General features: G+C 33.7%; 7 protein-coding genes, 1 tRNA gene and 1 pseudogene. 7 read left to right on the top strand and 2 right to left on the bottom strand.

The genetic code is table 11. From position 1 onward, the window contains the following. Positions 1–129 precede the first annotated feature (129 nt). Positions 130–8007 carry a hypothetical protein gene (locus tag ACWNT5_RS04280; protein WP_456516708.1) on the bottom strand — a complete coding sequence of 2626 codons (7878 nt, stop codon included), beginning with the start codon at positions 8005–8007 and terminating at the stop codon, positions 130–132. Positions 8008–8598: 591 nt separating this feature from the next. Here ACWNT5_RS04280 and ACWNT5_RS04275 point away from each other — a divergent pair. The 6 genes and pseudogenes from ACWNT5_RS04275 (at position 8599) to ACWNT5_RS04250 (ending at position 18787) form a co-directional block, all read left to right on the top strand. Further along, positions 8599–10275: a hypothetical protein gene (locus tag ACWNT5_RS04275; protein ID WP_456516707.1), complete on the top strand. Its 1677-nt coding sequence runs from the start codon at positions 8599–8601 to the stop codon at positions 10273–10275. 46 nt (positions 10276–10321) lie between these two features. Beyond that, positions 10322–11985 (top strand): annotated as a pseudogene (locus tag ACWNT5_RS04270) (7TM diverse intracellular signaling domain-containing protein). A gap of 307 nt (positions 11986–12292) precedes the next feature. Continuing rightward, entirely contained in the window at positions 12293–13951 is a 1659-nt protein-coding gene (locus ACWNT5_RS04265; RefSeq protein ID WP_456516706.1) for a hypothetical protein, read from the top strand. 12 nt (positions 13952–13963) lie between these two features. After that, on the top strand, positions 13964–14830 hold the full coding sequence (locus tag ACWNT5_RS04260) for a hypothetical protein (RefSeq protein WP_456516705.1): 867 nt from the start codon (positions 13964–13966) through the stop codon (positions 14828–14830). 443 nt (positions 14831–15273) lie between these two features. After that, complete coding sequence (locus tag ACWNT5_RS04255) at positions 15274–16878, top strand: phosphatase (protein ID WP_456516704.1); 1605 nt, start codon at positions 15274–15276, stop codon at positions 16876–16878. A gap of 79 nt (positions 16879–16957) precedes the next feature. Beyond that, positions 16958–18787, top strand: a complete 1830-nt coding sequence (locus ACWNT5_RS04250) for a cytochrome-c peroxidase (protein WP_456516703.1) — start codon at positions 16958–16960, stop codon at positions 18785–18787. Between the two features lie 70 nt (positions 18788–18857). Here the strand turns inward: ACWNT5_RS04250 and ACWNT5_RS04245 are convergent. Then, positions 18858–18939 (bottom strand) — tRNA-Leu (locus ACWNT5_RS04245). A 153-nt stretch (positions 18940–19092) separates the two neighbouring features. Here ACWNT5_RS04245 and ACWNT5_RS04240 point away from each other — a divergent pair. Then, entirely contained in the window at positions 19093–20481 is a 1389-nt protein-coding gene (locus ACWNT5_RS04240) for a dipeptidase (protein ID WP_456516702.1), read from the top strand. Positions 20482–20650 lie beyond the last annotated feature (169 nt).

Below are 20650 nucleotides of genomic sequence, written 5' to 3'. Positions count from 1 at the left end.
TAGTACATATGATGGTTTTACAAACCAATAAAACAAGGGGTGCATATTGGGGTGCAAGGCTGTATTTCCTTGTTTTACAGGTGATTTTGTTAACATGTGTACTGTATAAGTTATACATTTAGTATATAGTTAAAACTGTTCACCTTTTCCTACATTAGGATTCATCAGGTTGTTGACGTCAATATTTTGGATTTGACCATTCATATCTATATCAGCATTGTGATAACCAGAACCTCCCAATAATTGAATTACCGAATTGATATCAGAATTTTGGATCTGGCCATTTTCATCAAAATCTCCAGAAATCATCGCAACAATCCCGTTATTCATATCAACAACAGCGTTTGCTCCTCCGGCAATATTAGTGCTTGAAGTGAAATCTACACTCGCTGTAGTACTTGATAAACTGATAGCGGATGAGGACATAATATTTAAATGATTTCTATGTTTCACCACTATGTAGTAATTACCAGGATTAACACTAAAAGCTAGTGGAGTACTTCGATCATCGGTAGTTGCTACAATATCTCCATCACGTTGTAAAATTCCTGACTGTTGAGCCACAATTATACTTGTATCATTAGCATCTCTTAATTCTATCCAAACCCAATCCACCGTAGCATCTGATCCAGCATCATCTAATTTTATGTCGTCTGAAATAGTAGCATTATCACCATAAGGGCTTACCGTTGGAAGTATTGTACTAACACGTAAATCATCGCGCATCAGGCTTTCTTCTCCAGAATTTGGATTGGTGAACGCTCCTTGAAGAAAAACAGTAATATCAACATGTAGATCACAAGAAACTTCGTTAAAACTAGTATGATCATCAGTATTTGTCCAATTGGTAGTGCTGTAGGTTGCATCATCCACCAAAACACAACTTAATGATGAATTACCAGTCATGTAAATAATTAGAATATTAGTGTTATTCCCATTTTGAAGATTCAAATAACTCAGTTCGTTATTTGAAACATTCAATTCTGTTAATGCTGTATTCTTTGATAAATCGACACTTGTCAGGTCGTTATTAGACATTCTCAATTCATATAGCAGTGTATTTTTGGTTAGATCTATACTAGTAAGACTGTTATTTCCTATATGTGCTGTTTCTAGTAACGTATTGTTAGATATATCGATATTTGTCATTCCTGAATTAAAAGAGCAACGTAGATCAACTAGTGCGGTATTTTTAGAGAGATCTATCGATGTTAACGACATGGCATCTAGTCTAACAAATTCTAATAAAACTAGATTTGCTATATCAATACTTCCAGCGCTGTTATTTCCAACATCTAAATAGGTTAATCCAACAAAATCTTCGATCCCTGTAAAATCAGTTATTGATTCACCATTTGCAGTTAATGAAGTAACACTTTCAATTAATACAGTAGGTACTTGTCCATCACCAGAAATATCGTCATACCCTAAAGACTCTAATCGAGCTTCAAAATTTGCATCTGGAATGGTAGTGTAACGACAGTAGTTATTTGTGAAATTAGCAGTATCATCAACTCCAAGCCAATTAGTGGTGCTATAGGTTGCATCATCAACAGAAATACATGTTAAATTACTGTTTTCAGTAGCTACAAAATTGGTCACATTTGTATAATTTCCATTTCTAACATTCAAAGAAGTTAGCGCATTATCATTTACAATAACCGAAACCAATCCTGTTTGTGCTGAAAAATCTAATACCGTAATCGAGTTGCTTTGGCACCAGATAGAAGTTAATAAGATGTTATTTGAAACATCTAATGCTGTTAGACTATTATTTCCACAACGTAGATCTAGTAGTGCTGTATTTGAATCAATATTTAAACTACTTAGATTATTATTGTTACACTCTAAATACGTTAATGCTGTGTTATTTGAAACATCTAAAGTTGATAAATCATTAAATGAACATACTAAGGTATCTAAGTTTGGACAGTTATTAATATTTAGTCCTGTAAGAGGGGTTAATTTTGTAATAACAGAGGTCAGTTCAGTATTATTAGAAAGATCTAAACTTGTAAAAGTATTATTGGCACAGTTCAAAGTTTTTAAAGCAGTAAAATCTTCAATACCTGTGATATCAGCAATGGATTTTCCGACGATAGTTAAGTCTTCAACACCTTCAATCAATGCTGTTGGTACTTGTCCATCACCAGAAATATCATCATAACCTAATGCCTCTAAAGCAGCTTCAAAATTAGCGTCTGGAATGGCTGTGTAGCGACAATAAGTATTGCTAAATACTAAACCGCTTGGGATATTTGTCCAGTTTGTGGTACTATAACTAGAATCATCAACTAGAACACAGTTCAGATCAGGGTTGTTTTCGATTTCAAATGTGGTAACATTGGCATTATTACCATTTCTAACATTTAAATTATTTAAACTGGTATCATGTCCCCATAATTGTTTAAATGCCGTATTATTACTTAAATCTAGACTTGTAATTTCTGTATTATTAACACGCAATGTTTCTAGTTTCGTATTATTACTTAAATCTAATACAGTAACATCCGTTTCATCTACACGTAGTGCTCTTAATTCAACATTATTCGAAAGATCTATTGAGGCTAGAGAGGTTCTATACGCCGAAAGTATTCTAAGTTCTGTATGAATACTTAGATCTAAGGTCGACACACCCGAGCTATAGGTATATAATTCTCTTAATTCAAGATTATTACTCAAATCTAGAGTGGTTAATCCTCCATTTCCTTGCACCCAAAGATCTCTAAGGTCTGGATTATTAGATAGATCTAGTGAAGTGATACTATTAGACCCTATATTTAAATTTCTTAAAACAATATTTTTGGATATATCAATTGAAGACAGATTATTACTATTAATATATAAATGCTCTAATAAAGTATTTTGACTCACATCTAAAGCAGTGAAGTTATTTCCTCTAGCGTTTAAAGTTACCAGAGCTGTAAAATCTTCAATTCCAGTTAACTCATCAATACTAAGGTCATTGACAGTTAAACTTGTTACTACTTCAATTAAAGCAGTTGGAACTTGTCCGTCTCCTGAAATATCATCGTAACCTAATTCTTCCAATCTAGCTTCAAAAATTGGATCAGGGATAGCTGTATAATTGCAATAGGTATCACTAAAGCTTGTTGTAGCATCTATAAGTCTCCAGTTGGTAGTACTGTAAGCGGCATCATCAACCAAAACACAGGCTAAATCAGGGTTGTTAGTTACATTAAATGCAAATAGCTGAACATTCATATTATTCCCATTTTGAATGTTTAAAGAACTTAAATTTCCATCGTTAGCTACCAACACGGTTAAAGCTGCTTGATTGCTTAGATCTAAGCTTTGTATACCTGTATCATTTATACGAAGTTCCGTTAGACTTGTATTATTGGATAGGTCCAATACGGTAATATTAGTAGTGAACAGACGTAACAATTCTAGCGCTGTATTCGTGGATAAATCTAAAGATGATAATGGCGAGTCATTAGCTTCCAGATTTCTTAACAGCGTATTGTTTGTGGTATTTAATGCCGTAATATTGGTTTCAGAACAATCGATTTCTTCCAAAAGGATATTATTACTAATATCAAAATTGGGTAGATTCGTATTTCTTTGAATATACAATTGCTTTATTGCAGTATTATTGGATAGGTCAATAGCACTTAAATCATTAGAAAATAGGTATAGGCTTTCTAGTAAGGTATTATTGGATAGATCTACTGTTGTTAAATTATTCTGAGCTGCATTGAAATATGCTAGTTGTATATTTTCAGTAATATCAATTGTAGTTAAATTATTCCCATTACAGTTTAGGTAGGTCAAAGCGACAAAATCCTCAATACCTGTTAAATCATTAATATTCTTACCATCTACATCGAGGCTTGATAATACTTCAATTAAAGGTGTAGGAACTTGCCCATCTGCTGAAATATCATCATACCCTAAAGCTTCCAATTCAGCTTCAAAATTAACATCTGGAATAGCAGTGTAACGACAAAATGTATTGTTAAAACTTGCAGTACCATCGATATTCGTCCAGTTAGCAGCACTCCATGTAGCATCATCAACGATAATACATTCTAACGAAGGATTTCCTGTGGTTATAAAATCTGTATTTGGCATATTAATATTATTACCATTTTTAAGATTTAAATAGGTAAGATCATTATTTTCACATTCTAAGCGTACTAAAGCTGGATTGTTGGATACATCAAGGTGTGTAAAACTATTATCTGCAATTCTTAACTGGGTTAACGCTGATAAATTAGAAACATCTATCGTATTAAAATTTACGCGTTCAATAACGATAACTTCTAATAAAAGGTTTTGGGAAACCTCTAAACCAGTCAAGGCTGTATCCTGAAAATATAAAAACTTAAGATTGGTATTATTACTGATATCTATACTCGTCAAATTCGAGTTACCTCTTAGGTTGATGGTTTCCAACAATGGATTATTGGATACATCTACTGTGGTAAATAAATTGTCTCTAAGATTTATAAATGTTAGATCAGAATTTTGACTTACATCAATTGTCGTTAATTGGTTGTAACGCCCTTCGATAGAGGTCAAATTTGAAATTGTTCCTAAATTTAAATTCGCAATACTATTATTATCAAAGTTCAACGTTTGAAGGTTTGTATTGTTACTCAAATCTAAGCTGGTTAGTGTATTCGTATCCAGATTTAAATCCGTAAGTGCTACGAAGTCTTCAATTCCAGTAAGATCTGCAATATTTTGATTGCTGATGTTTAATGTGGTTACTGGTTCAACTAAAGCAGTTGGTACTTGTCCGTCATTAGCAATATCATCATAGCCTAATGCATATAATACAGCTTCAAAATTGGCATCTGGAATCGCCGTGTAATTACAATAGGTGTTACTAAAACTCATTGTACCATCGATATTCGTCCAGTTAGTGGTACTATAAGCTACATCATCTACCACTACACAGTTTAGATTAGGTGTATTATCAGCGTGAAACTGTGTGAAGTTTGTATTATTTCCATTCTGGACATTTAGAAAATTAATGGGTGAATTATCTACATAAACGTGTATTAGACTACTTTGATTAGATAAATCCAGCTTGTTTATATTGGATTGATTTACTCTAATAATTCTTAAGTTCAGATTATTGCTTACATCTAAATCTGTAATCCCCGTATTATCTAATCGTAATTGATCTAATTGAGTTAGGTTTGAAACATCTAATTTTGTTAAATAATTGTTGTTGTATAACTGTACATTTTGTAAAAGTGGATTGTTGCTAAAATCATAACTCACAACATCCGTATTGTATGCTTTTAGTGTTGCTAAATCTGGATTATTACTGGTATCCAATGAAGTAATATCATTATATAAAATATCTAATCGCTTCAGTAATTTGTTATTGGAAATGTCAATTGAGGTTAAGTCATTCGCTCCAATAATTAAAGTTTCTAATACAGTGTTTTGTGATAGATCAATACTGTTGATATTGTTTGCGTTAGCTGTTAATTCTATTAATACTATATTGTTAGAAATGTTCAAGGCTGTAAGATTATTAGATTGGCATTCTAAAACCTGCAATGCTTTAAAATCTTCTATCCCTGTTACATCTGAAATGCTTTTATTGCTAACATCTAATGTTGTTACCGCTTCTATTAAAGTAGTAGGCACTTGACCATCACTAGAAATGTCATCATACCCTAGAGCTTCTAAGGCAGCTTCAAAATTCGTATCAGGAATTTGTGTATAGATACAATACCCTGAATCTCTAAAAGTTGTCACAGGTTCTATAGCTGTCCAATTATTTGTACTATAAGTTGTATCATCAACCTTAACACAAGGTACTGGTGTTCCTACAGTTTCAAAAGCAGCAATATTTGTATTTGTACCATTTTGAATGTTTAAACCTGTAAGCGTCGTAATATTTTCTGCATATAAAAATCTTAAGTTTATATTGTTTGACAAGTCTAACTCAACCAAACTAGTACCATCAATTTCTAAACCAGTTAAATTAATATTTGTACTTAAATTTAATGTTGTAATATCAGAATTCTCTAAATCTAAAGAAGTTAAACTTGTATTGGTACTTGTGTCGAGTGAAGTAAGACTGCAATCTGTACACATAAACTCTATTAACGCAGAATTATTAGAGATATCTAATGAAGTTCCTGAATATTGTATTCTAAAATCTTCAAGTGCTATATTGTTACTAACATCTATGGAAGAAAAATTATTATTTCCACTTCTAATCCAAAGTACTTTTAAAGCAGTATTATTAGTTAGATTAATAGCTGTTAAATCATTACCATTTGCTTTCAATTCTTCAAGGGCAGTAAAATCTTCAATTCCGGTTAAATCTGTTATTCCTTTATTACTAATGTTTAAAATAGTAAGCGATTCAATTAAGAATGTTGGTACTTGTCCGTCACCAGTAATATCATCATAACCAAGAGCCTCTAAAGCGGCTTCAAAATTTGCATCTGGTATAGCTGTGTAAGCTGCTTGATTTATGGGAACTGTTCCTAAATCTAAAATGCACGAACCCCCATTATATCTTGCTTTTAAATCATACGAGCCTACTCCAAGATTAGTTATTGTACCAGTTAAGGCGTCGTCATTAAATGTATATGGAAAGGTTGTTCCTCCATCAATACTAAACTGGATTTCAGTTCGTGTAGCTTCATCACTAAAGTTGAGGGTTATCGTGGCATTATTTTGTCCAATAAAAGCCTCCGTAACTTCTGTAACCGAAGCGGTTGGAGTTATGGTACTTGCTAAAGGTACAAAATGAATTGCTCCAGAATTTGAAGGTGAATCGTCTTCATTTTGTCCTATCAGTAAATAGGGATAGGAAACTGCTACGGCTCTGTTTGAAAATTCATTCCAACCACTACCAGAAGTAATTTTACTTAATTGCGACCAATTATTGGTACCATCATCTTTAAAAATATATACAGCATCTGTATTACTTGAACCATTTCCATAAGTCCCAACATATAAAAAATCATTTTCTATGACAACATCTGCTCCAAAACGTTGATCGTTATAACTGTCTTTATCGTTATTTTGAATCATAACACGATTAGTTTCTAAATAATCGCCGTTACTGTCTGCTTTATAAACATAAACTCTTCCTTGGTCTGCTTCTGGTGTTGAAGATGCTTCATAATTATACGCACCTATAGCTAAATAATCACCTAAAACACTTATCGAACTACCGAAAGACTCCGAAGATTCGGTACCTCTTAATCGGTGTGTTCGTGACCACGAACCATCATTTGCTTGATCCCATATTTGAACAGAACCCGCAAAGGCATTCCCTACCGCTGAATAATCCCGTAGACCACTTACATAAGCACGACCATCTTTAATCAAGACATCATAACCAAAACGCGCTCCAGAATAATTAGACTGTACTTGAGGTTCTAATTTAGTTTCTGAATAGGTAAAGGTATTGGTGCCGTCATTTTCGTATACATAAGCACATCCACCTATACAACCATCTCTAGATCCAATTAAAATTAAATTTCCTTCTATAGAAGCCGATACTCCAAAACGATCACCAGAACTTCCATCACTTGGTTCAAATATGGCAACCTCTGTCCAAGCACCAACACCATCATATTCAAATAAATATGCTGCTCCAGTATCTACAGCTGAAGAATTTGTTTGAAAGCTAGCTCCAACAACCAAGTAATTACCCTGTAAAGCTATGCTAGATCCAAAATTATCGCCTGCAAAACCATCACTTGCTGTAAGCGTGGTTTGCTGTGTCCAGTTACCAGCGCCATCATTAATAAACACATAGACTTTACCTGCAGCAGCACCATTACTACGTGATACTGTTACAGCTATATTACCATCTATTGCAACACGTTCTCCAAATCTATAGTTTGAAGTAGCATCGCTTGCCTTTATTTTTGTTCCTCCAACTTCTGCAGTGGTAAATGTTCCTGTAAATTTAGTTTCGTCTAAGGAACAATCTGTTTGTGCATTCGTATGTATTGTCGTAAGAAAAAGTAATAGTAGGAGTAATTTTAACTTCATACCATATAGATTTTGGGGTTAATATTTTTTATTTTTTACTAGGCGTTTTATTTGTTTTTCGAGATCTACATACATCTTTAAAATGTTGCTAACTTTCAAATAGTAGCGTACCATCATCAATTGTCTTTGATGAAAGAAGTATGTTGTTAGTTTTAGTTTTTTTTGTTTATCCCGTATTAAAAACAAATAAGGCAAGCGCTCTTATTTCTGTTGCCAAAATTATGAGAGAAACCATATTTATTCCAAAAAACGATAGGGTGCAAATCGGGGTGCAATAATTTAAATAATTGATATTCAATTGTTTAAATTAATTTATCTGTAATGCCTAGGAAGTGAACTATGGTTCAAATTTTAATCAAAAAAAGGTAAGTTTCACGAACTCAATATGTGTATTTTGTGGACAATTCGTCTTTTTTTAATCGCATCTGAGACGAATTAGTAAGCAAATTTTGACATCATTTTTGACCAGTTCTAGATAAGTCTTTTAGCTTTTTAATAAACTTGAAATTGAATTGTCTGATAAGTATTAATCCAGTTTTTTATTTTAGCAATAATATCGTTAATTTCATAGTATCAATTCTTTTCTAAGTAATGAAAAAACTAATTTGTCTTTTTCTAATTCTTGCCTCTTGGTTTTCTTTCTCTCAAGAAGAAGATCCTAAATTACTTGAACTCAAAGAAGCTATACAAAATGCGGACAACGATTCTCTCAAAATAGTTAATTATTTAAGGCTAAATAAATATTATCATTTTCGTGATTTAAATAAAGCAGATTCTCTTTTGAGTAAGATTTTAGTAATGTTAGATACTGTCAATTATGATTCTCGAATACATCGTGGACAAATATTTGATAGAAGAGGAGTTATTTCGCGTATAAGAAGTAATTATCCAGAATCATTGCTCAATTATAATAAAGCAAAAGATATTTATGAGGAAATAAAGGATACCAATAAATTAATCAATGTGAACACCAATATTGGTAATTTATATGATTATCAATATGATTATGTAAATGGTGCTAAATATTTTAAAAAATCTATTGAGATTAATACAATCCCTTTCAAGGAACAACTAGGCGTAAGCTATAGATTACTTGCGGGTAATTATAATCACAGGGAGATGCGGGATTCAGCTTTTTACTATTTAAAGAAAGCTAGAAGAATTTTTAAAGAGACAAAAGCTGATGTTGAATATTTTGCTTCTAATATTCAGTTTGTTAGGTATTCGTTGGAGGATTTGGATGAAAATGATTCTTACGATGATTTGATTAAAATGACTAAACAAACTATAAGTTTTTTTAAAACTAAAGGGCACAAACATTATCTAAGTGAAAGTTATCGTGATTTAGCAGTTATAAACTTTCGGTTGAAGAACTATACCTTAGCAAAAAAATACACTGATACTACTATTGCTATAGCGAACCAAATAGAAAAAAAACACCTCGAGTCTAGGGCATATAAATTAAGAAGTCGCGCTAACGAAAGGCTGGGTAAATTCAAAAATGCTTTAAAAGATTTTAAAGTATATGAAAAAACTCAAAATGAAATTTATACGGAGAAGAAATCTAAAGAAATAATCCGGATAGAGGTTGCTAATGAATTTGCAAAGAAGAAAATGAAAGACAGTATTCTCTTTGTTAAACAGAAAGAGATATTAGTTTTAGAAAAAGATAAGGCCTTAGCTCAAAATAAATTTATCGGCTTATTAAGTTTTATTGGTCTAGTAATAACATTCTTTGTGATTAGAGGTCTTCGAAAAAAATGGTTAAAAGAACGTAAGCTAGGAGAACAGTTTGAAAGGAAGTTAAAACAAAGTGATGAAAAAATTTCTGTATTAAACTCTGAAGTAGCTACTAAAAAAGAAGAGGTAAATCAACTCTTAACAGAAACTGTAATTCATTTAAATACGAAGGAAAAGCTTGCCGAAAATTTAGCAAAATTATCAAAAGAAGAAGGAGATGTGACGCTCAAAGGTATCATCGCAGATTTAAAAGCGGACAAATTAGAAGATGCAAAAATCTTAATGCTGAAAAAGAATATCGAAACATTGAACTATGATTTCTTAAAAAGTTTAAAAAGTTCGCATCCTAATTTGACCAAAACTGATATTGAGGTTTGTTCTTTTATAAAAATTGGTCTTTCTCGAAAAGAAATTTCCAACTTAAGAAATACAAGTTTGGATGCTATCAAATCTACCCGTTTTAGGCTTAAAAAGAAGCTTCAGTTATCTGCAGATCAATCCCTTGATGACTACATAAAATCCTTATAGTTGTTTTTTAAAAGAAGTATTTTGTACCTTTAAAAGAAAAGTCCCTTTGATTGCTAAAATTCTACTAAATATTCTTTTTATAATAGGTGTTATTTCCCCGATTTTTTGTCAGGAAAATCAAAACTCTGATCGCATCATAGAAGTAACAACGATTGGTTCAGATGATTTGTTAGGTACCTATTTATATTACAGTAAAGATGTACCGCCTGAGTATGATATAGAGCAAGCACAAAAATTACCATATCAACTTTCTACTAAGGATATTTTGAATCTGGGTTTTAGCGATGCATCCGTTTGGCACCGATTTAAAATTAATAATGCTTCTGATACCATCGTAGAGCGTATGTTGCGAATCGAAAAACCTCTGCAGGATTCTTTGCAACTTTATTATAAAAAGAATAATCGTTGGGTGGTTTCAAATACTGGGTATATGGTGCATACCAAGGACAAAGATTTTAATGGATCCTCCTTATACTTTTCTTTAAAATTTGAACCTAATTCAGAACAGACCTTTTACTTGAGAACCAAAAGTAAATATGGTCGATCCTATTCCATGAAACTTTTAGAGGAAGAAGATTTTAGAAGAATGGAGCGTAATGAACTTATGTTGGTATGTCTTTTAATAGGGATATTAGTAACGATCGTTTTTTACAACCTGATTTTAGGATGGGGATTGAAGGATTCTATTTATTTTCTGTATGGAGGTACTGTTATTGGAGGCCTTTTAACCCAAATCTCGGTTAGAGGTTTTTTTAAGCAGTTTTTAGTGGATGAAAACCTTTTTATACAAGAGTGGTGTGCTCCATTTTTATTGCCTTTGGTACTGTAGTAACTGCACAATTCTGTGTTAAATTTTTAGAAACTGCTACATACGATAAATTATCACACAGATTGTTGAAAGGTATTATTTGGTTTCAGGTAATTGCCTTTATTTATGAGATCATACGATTTGAGGTATTTGGGTATTATACTACCAACAAATTGGTTGCTGTGGGATTGATGATTTTTGGTTTTCTTGCGTTGATTTCTGGTATTAGAGTGTATATGGCGGGAAATCAATTTGCAAAATATCTTGTAGCAGCCTGGACAAGTTATTGTATAACCATTGTGATGTATGTGTGTACACTTTTGGTGATTATTCCTATCAATGGAGTTACAGTGAATGCCTACGTAATTGGTTCTGTTCTGGAAGCTATATTATTATCGTTAGCGGTTGCAGATCGTTACCGAACTTTACAGAGTGAAAAATTGGAATTAGCAACCGAAATAATTTCTAAAGAGCGGGATATTTCTGTGAAGTCAAAAGAGATCATAAAATTGCAAATGGAAACCGTACAACAGTTACGATCCAAAATAGAGATTGCTGATAATCTTAAAAAATTAGACAAAGATGAAGGTGGCGTGACCTTAAAAAATATACTTGCAGATGTACGAAGTACCAAGTTCGAAGATCAAAAAGCACTATTACTTAAGAAAGAATTAGCTGAATATCATACGGAGTTTATAAATAAACTAAGCTCTCAATTTCCTAATCTTACAAAAACAGATATCGAAATTTGTTCTTTTATAAAAATAGGTCTTTCCCGAAAGGAAATTTCCAACTTAAGAAATACAAGTTTGGATGCTGTTAAATCGAGTAGATTTAGACTCAAAAAGAAGCTAAATCTATCTCAAAACGATTCCTTAGACGAGTATATTCGATCTTTATAAACGTACATTTTAGCACATTTTTTTCATCTGGGAACCCTATTAAGCGTTTATTGAAAATATCTGAAAAGTATTGCAAAATAAGGGTTTTCGGATGTTGCACCCTCATTTGCACCCTCAATTTTTTTTAATTTATAAAGTTTCCATTGTTATTTAGCGGTGTGAAAATGGAATCCTCACACTATAGTGTTTTAAGAAGTTTCTTATATATAAGATCTACGTATCTACACTATGATAAAAAAACAATTTACAGTGTTATTTGGATGACAACTTTTACCCCAAAAAAAGTAAGAATTAAAAATAATTGAGAATGAGAATTAAATTACAATGCACACTATGGATCCTTTTGATAAGTATATTAGGATATTCGCAAACACCACAAGGATTCAATTACCAATCGGTCGTGAGAGATGCTGCAGGAGATATATTAGCGAATACTACTATAGGAGTAGAATTTAAATTACATCAAACTACCACAGATGGTACTGTGGTGTATACAGAAACCCATACTCCCACTACAAATGCCTATGGGGTTTTTGATTTAATTGTAGGGCAAGGTACGACTACAAATGATTTTTCAACTATTACTTGGTCTTCAGATTCTTATTTTTTAGAAGTTAGTGTAGATACTGCTGGTGGTACTAGCTATACAAGTATGGGAACTACACAACTATTAAGTGTTCCATATGCTCTACAAGCTAAATATGTAGAAAACGGAGATAATTTAGGAAATCATACAGCTACTGAGAATTTTCAAACGGGCGGACATTGGATTTCTAATGATGGCGATGATGAAGGACTTCTAGTGAATTCTGAAGGAAGAGTTACTACATCCAATAAATTATATCTAGGAAGCAATATTAACCTAGCTACTCATTGGATTAATGGTGATGGAACTAGCAATAATGGAATTCAATTTGATGCTAGCGGAAATGTGATCACATCAGCAAAAGTTTCTTTAGGTGGAAATGTACAGTTAAATAATAACTGGTTATCAAATGATGGTGATAGCGAAGGGATACGTATTACGGATGATGGAGTTGTAGTTTTAGGAGGAAACGTAAGATTAAATAATAAATGGTTTTCTAATGATGGAGGTGATGAAGGTATCGCAATTGACAATACAGGAAATGTAACCCTTTCTGGAGAATTAGCTGTAGACGGAAATATTAAGCTAAATAATAACTGGATTTCTAATGATGGTGGTGATGAAGGCTTACAAATTGATAATAATGGGAATATAACTACTTCTGGAGATGTAACATTAGGAGGAAATTTTGAGTTTGATGGTATACTAACTACTACGAATTCAGAAAACCAAATCTTCGGTAATTACGATACTACAAGTAACCTTGCTAATCTTGGTAACAAAAACGTAATCATTGGAACTCAAGCCGCCGAGAACGCAACTTCAGGTGCCAACAATGTTGTTATCGGATATTTTGCTGGTTATCAATTAAATGGAAGTTCTAATGTAATTATAGGTGCTGGGGCTGGAACTTCTGGGACGCCATTTTCAGATCGCTTATATATTAAAGATTTGATCTATGGAGAATTTGATAATGACTTATTACAAGTAAAAGGAGAATTAAAAGTTGATGAAAACATAGCAACTGATGGAAATGTAATTATCGACCAAGATGGTGATGATCTTAGAGCTGCGGGTGCAGCTAATAACGTAGAAATGATTTCTGTAATAGTGAACGCAGACGGTTCTTTAAACTCAAACGTTACGAACTCTTCAGGCATAACAGCTTCGAGAAGTGGAAATATTTATACAGTGAACTATTCAAACCATTTTTCTGCTCTTCCAGGTGTGACTATTACTTGTATAGCTTCTACTTCTCAAACAAGAGGAGCTCAAATAACTTCTTTAGCACAAGGTAAAGTAGAATACTTAATAAGAAGCTCAAATGGTGATGCTAAAACTGATGCTGCAACGGTATTAACAATCATTGGTAAAAGATAAAAAATGAAGATTATGAAACCATGTATATTCATTGTAGCCTTGCTTTTTTTTAGTGCTTTGTCTTCTCAAAGTATAGAACGAACTGTAATTGGATCCAGTGGAACAACCTTGAGCAATGCCAGTGTAAGCCTAGATTTTACAGTTGGAGAATTAATGGTGACAACTTTGTCGAATGGAACCACAACACTAAACCAAGGATTTCATCAAGAATTGATCATCTTGCAATTGAAACTTTCTCCAGTTGTTTTTCTGCAAGGGCCTTTGATAACTTCTGGAACTGTTATCATGGATGATAGTTTACGAAGTAATGGTTTACTTCCCACTACGAGTCCATATGCGGATAGTCTAACCTGTGAGGCAAGGGTTTTTGATATCACAGGAAATAATGCTATTGTAGATTGGGTTTGGGTAAGCTTACGTGATAAAAATGATCCAACTGTAGTACTCGCCAGTCAATCTGCATTCGTACAAGCGGATGGAGATATAGTGAGTGTTGATGGAACATCAGCTTTAGCATTTGATTCGCCTTCAGATAGCTATTATATAGCGGTAAACCATAGAAATCATATAGCAGTGATGAGTGCCAATACAGTTGCTCTAAACGAATCTACAGCAACTACTATTGATCTTAGTGATGCTACAGCATCCGTATTCGGAGGCTCAAATTCGGTAGTAGATATGGGAAATGGAATTTTTGCGATGATTGCCGGAGACTTTGATGAAAATGAACAAATTCAAAACACGGATACAAATGCAGTGATACAGTTACTTGGTATTTCTGGTTACAATAAAGCAGATATGGATATGAATGGTCAGGTACAGAACTCGGATGTCAATGGTATTTTAAATACAAATATTGGTAAAGGAGTACAGTTTTAAATAAATGAATCCCAAAGTCCATATCACATAAAATTAATACTACCCCTTGGAAATTTTCTTTCCTTACTTTTTTTGTTTTTTAAGATTTGGGCTATTACCCCAAACAAGAAAGCCGAATCAACTGATTTGGCTTTTTCTCTGTTGTATGGTCGGGTAGAGATTTATCAAAATTTTTTGATGGAGGATGGGAAGTTTCATATTTGCGTGCAGTTCTCATAATAAATTGTTGTAGTATAAACTTATGTAGTTCAACAAAAATCTCGCTTATTTAGATCGGATCTTATTAATAACATTCTCTTTAAAAAGGTAACGTTTTTTTTAATTTTTCTTCAAGTATAGAACACGTTCAGTTAACGGGTTTACAAAAATCAAGAATTAGTTTTGACCTCAATATAAGTATAGTCAGAATTAAGAATAAACGTAAACTTAAACTAACACAAATTATGAAACTTAGAAAGTTAATATTAGGGATTTTAATGATTTCGGTGGTGAACATCGCATTTTATAGCTGTGAGGATGGTCGTGATGGAATTGACGGAATCGACGGTGTCGATGGTCAAGATGGAGCTGACGGTCAAGATGGTGTAGATGGTATGGATTTAACACTTGAAGAGTCTGAACCTTTAGAAAGTTCTGTTGTTTCTAACGATGTTTTTGAACTTAAAGGAAGTTTTGCTTCTTCTGCCGATTTAGAAATGATATTAACATCAGCGGATATACTTCCTTCTGATTCTACCTTCGTTTATGGATCTTTTATGGATGGAGCTGCTCTTTATCCTGCTGGGAATGACATGTACGCATTTATTAATAACCTAGAATCTGACTTTTCTATCGCTAGAATTATGATGAATTCGGATTTACAACCTTTACAAGGTGATTACATTGTAAATGCAACTGCTACAGCCTTTACGGCACAATGTTCAGGTTCTTCTATCACTACTGAGGAGCACGGTTTTGGTCCGCTTTACCTTTCAGGTGGTGAGTGGGGTGGAAATGCTAAAGGTGTTTACCGTGTAAATCCATTCCGTTCTACAGATGATAGAGTAGAGGCTGATAGATTACCTGCACTTGGTGAATGGTCAACAGAAAATGCAGTAGTTATTGGTAAAGATGCATATCCGTCGCAAACAGTAGTTTTTATGGGAGATGATGATAGTAGTAATGATTATCCAGAAGCTCACTTTGCTATGTATGTTGGTGCTAGAGGAGATTTAAATGGAGGAAGCTTATATGTTTTAAGAGGAACAAATCCTACTGAAACAGCTCCTGGTGCTGGTGGTCAACTTTTCGAAATGGGTATGGCAGAAGGTACATCATATGATGTGGAATGGGTAGAAGTTACAGAGAGAACTTTAAATGAATTGAACCAAGAAGCAATAGACTCTTTAGCTATCGGTTTTCAGAGAATTGAGGATATCGACTGGAGAAGAGGCTCTGCAGATGCTAACAGAGAGGTATATTTTAACGCTACTGGAAGATACAGAAGTGACAATCCTGATTTAGCAAACAGAGGTACAACTTTTGGACGTGTGTATAAATTAGTAATGAATCCAGACGATCCTACTGGACCAGCTACTTTAGAAGTAGTTATGGATGGAGACCTTGAGGGTGGTAAAGCTGATGGTATGCATTCTCCTGATAACATATTAGTAACCGAAAACTATGCTTACATTCAAGAAGATCCTAATGGTTACGCAGATTTGAATGCTGATATTACAGGTTATGCTAAATTATGGCAGTTAGACTTGAATACTGGAGTAGTAACCGAAGTAATGGAATGTAACCAAGTTGCAGCAGCCGGAATGGGTATTGGAAATACAGATAGCTATTGGGAAATAACTGGTTTAATTGATGTTACCGATATTATAGGTGCTACAGAGTCTACTTTCATTGGTGGGGCACAAGTGCATGGATGGAATTACAGTAGTCAACCTGAATCAGCTGTACGTGCTGATGGTGCTAAATTCTACGATCCTACTGCAATCGATGAGTCTTCTGCTAGACTTGAAGGTTCATTCTTGTTTAAGATCACTGGATTACCAAGATAGATATAAGATAACAAACTTAAACAAAAAGTTCCCTAAGTATTAGGGAGCTTTTTGTGTATTTAAAATTATTTCTTCCGCTATGAAAAATATGTATTGTTTTTTTACAACGTTTGTCTTAGTTCTTACCATTTCTTGTAAAAAAGAAGAAAAGCTATTGGCAGTGTCAACTTCATCAAAAGCTGAATCGATGTTCAACGACGTTATTAGAAATCACTATTTTAAAACTTTAGATAGTGCTGCTTTTTATATTAAGAAGATAGATACGTTGAAGACATTAGAAGAAAATAAAAATAGTTTTCTAGAAAGCAGAAAATGGTACAAACGTGCAGAGCCTATGCTCATAGCTTATGACTATGAGAATTACCTTTCAATGAATGCTCCGAATTTGCTGAAAATCGAAATGGAGGATTATCAAGATATTAAAAAATCAAAGCCCAAAAGTTACCAGGTTCTAGAAGAATTATTATATGCTGAAGAAAACCCTGAAAATAAAGAGATATTTAGGGTTGCACAGTATCTACAGGTTCGTATCCCTTACATTAGGAAGAATCATATCATTATAAAGCAACGTGATAGGCATCATTTAAAAATGTTGCGTGATGCCATCGTGAATATTGCTACAAAAGGTATCACAGGTTTTGATTCACCCATGTTAGCAAATTCTCTAAATGAAGCCATTTATAATTATGAGACTATTAATGAAGTTCTTGGTATGTATAAAGAAGCTTTCGCTTCAAAGGAGTTATATCAATCTTGGGTAAAAGAAATAGATAATACGATTTCAGAATTAAAATCAGGAAACTTTGATACGTTTGATCGGTATACATTTATCAAGAACCATACGAACAAACAGTTAGAGCTTATTAATTTAACATCAAAAGATTGGAAGGTAACTTTAAACACCTCTCGCGCTCTTAATCCATCATCGACCAATCTTTTTGATAAAGACTTTTTTAATATGGCTCAATTCTCAACGCCACGCTCACCGGAAATTACTGATGAGCGAGTTGCTTTAGGAAAAATGCTCTTTAATGATGAATCCTTATCGGGTACAGGCACCATTAGTTGCGCTACATGTCATCATAAAGACAAAGCTTTTACGGACGGACTTAAAAAAGCAAAAGGAATTGATAATATTGAATTACTCCGTAATACACCGACATTATCTTACGCAGTTTTTCAACGTACATTCTTTTATGACGGTAGAGCCGCTAGTTTAGAAGATCAAATTGTAAAGGTAGTTAATGATCAAAATGAATTTCATTTAGATCTAAACACTATAGAGCAGCGTATTCGTTCGAATCCTACTTATGTAAAGCAATTCTATTCTTTATATGATGGAAATATCTCAAATCGTAATGCACGACATGCCATAGCTACATATATCAGAAGTTTATCTCCTTTTGATTCGAAGTTTGACAGAAACATGCAAGGTCTTGAAAATACGCTTACTAATGAAGAAATTACAGGTTTCAACTTATTTATGGGAAAAGCTGCTTGTGCAACCTGTCATTTTCCACCGACATTTAATGGTACGGTTCCTCCTAAATACTTAGAAACCGAATTTGAAAACCTTGGAGTTCCTAAAAATGCAAGTTTTGAGCACCCAATATTGGATGAAGATCCAGGCCAATATTATCCGTATGAAGTAGAAGAAAAACGAAACTTCTTTAAGACATCGACTGTTCGAAATGCGGAATTAACCGCACCTTATATGCACAATGGAGTATATGACAGTTTGGAGGAAGTTATTAAATTTTATAACGTAGGGGGTGGACAAGGAATGGGATTGGATGTACCCTATCAAACGCTACCGGCTGATTCACTGAATTTAGCTGATAATGAATCTAAAGCTTTAATTGCATTTATAAAAACGTTGAACGATAAACAGTTTGAGAAAGGAGATTAAACTTTTGTAAAACTCAAAGAATTTGTAAAATAAAAAAGCTGAATCATTTGATTCAGCTTTTCTTTTATCGTGCGGGCGGAGAGACTCGAACTCTCACACCTCGCGGCACTAGATCCTAAGTCTAGCGTGTCTACCAATTCCACCACGCCCGCATTTTTACTATTTTGTACCACTTAGGACTTAGTACAAAATGACCCACTATTGTTAGTAAGCGGGTGCAAATATAAACAATACTTTTAAAATAAAAACAACCTTCTTAAAAAATATAAACTTTTATTACATTTAACGAAAATTAACTCATACGAATGCAAAATATTAAATCTTACGTTCAGGAACATAAAGATCGTTTTATCAACGAACTTTTAGAACTACTCAAAATACCGTCGATCAGTGCAGATTCTGCCTATAAAAATGATGTGATTAAAACTGCTGATGAGATTAAAAAGAGTCTCGAGAAAGCAGGGTGTGACATGGTTGAAATTTGTTTAACTCCAGGATATCCAATTGTATATGGTGAAAAGATTATCGATCCAGATTTACCAACAGTGTTGGTATATGGCCATTATGATGTACAACCACCAGATCCTATAGATCTTTGGGACAGTCCTCCGTTTGAACCTGTTATTAAGGCAACAGAGTTACATCCTGAAGGAGCAATCTTTGCAAGAGGAGCTTGTGACGACAAGGGACAGATGTATATGCATGTAAAAGCCTTGGAATTAATGACGAAGACTAACCAGCTTCCTTGTAATGTAAAATTTATGATAGAAGGAGAGGAAGAGGTAGGAAGTAGTAGCTTGAGTTGGTTCGTAGAAAATAATCAAGAGAAGTTAGCAAACGATGTAATACTGATTAGTGATACTGGTATGATTGCAAAAGATGTTCCTTCTATTACTACAGGTTTGCGAGGTTTGAGTTATGTAGAAGTTGAAGTTACTGGTCCTAACAGAGATTTACATAGTGGATTGTATGGAGGTGCAGTAGCAAATCCAATTAATGTTCTGACAAAAATGATCGCCTCACTTCATGATGAAAACAACCATATTACCATTCCAGGATTTTATGATAAAGTAGAAGAGCTTTCTAAAGAAGAGCGCGCAGAAATGGCAAAAGCTCCATTTTCTTTGGAGGATTACCAAAAATCATTAGATATCAAAGCGGTATATGGCGAAGAAGGCTATACTACTAATGAGCGTAATTCTATTAGACCAACCTTAGATGTTAATGGGATTTGGGGAGGCTACACTGGAGAAGGTGCAAAAACTGTGATTGCTAGTAAAGCATACGCTAAAATATCCATGAGATTAGTTCCTAATCAGGATTGGGAAGAAATCACAGAGTTGTTTGCAAAACATTTTGAAGCAATTGCTGCAGAAGCAGTAACAGTAAAAGTCACTCCGCATCATGGAGGACAAGGATATGTTACCCCAATCGATAGTGTTGGATATCAAGCAGCGAGTAAAGCCTATGAAGATACTTTTGGTAAAACTCCAATCCCACAACGTAGCGGAGGTAGTATTCCAATTGTTTCTTTGTTTGAAAAAGAACTGAAAAGTAAAACTATTCTTATGGGATTTGGACTAGATAGCGATGCGATTCATTCCCCTAATGAACATTTTGGAGTTTGGAATTATTTAAAAGGAATAGAAACTATTCCGTTATTTTATAAATATTTTACCGAATTGTTTAAATAAGTTTTTCCCATAAAACTAACGATATACCGCTCTAAATGAGCGGTTTTTTTATTCTGGGAGGGTTTAATACCCCGAGGCTTGCCTCGCATGAAAAAAAATAGTAATCTTGAGCGTGAGCTCAAGCATCCATATTCATAAAAGTCACAATGTTTCCCTGTTGTTATATCAT

This window comes from Aquimarina sp. 433 (genome assembly GCF_054054605.1).
The sequence above is the reverse complement of the archived record's forward strand: the minus strand, read 5'-3'. Positions and strand labels throughout refer to the sequence as shown.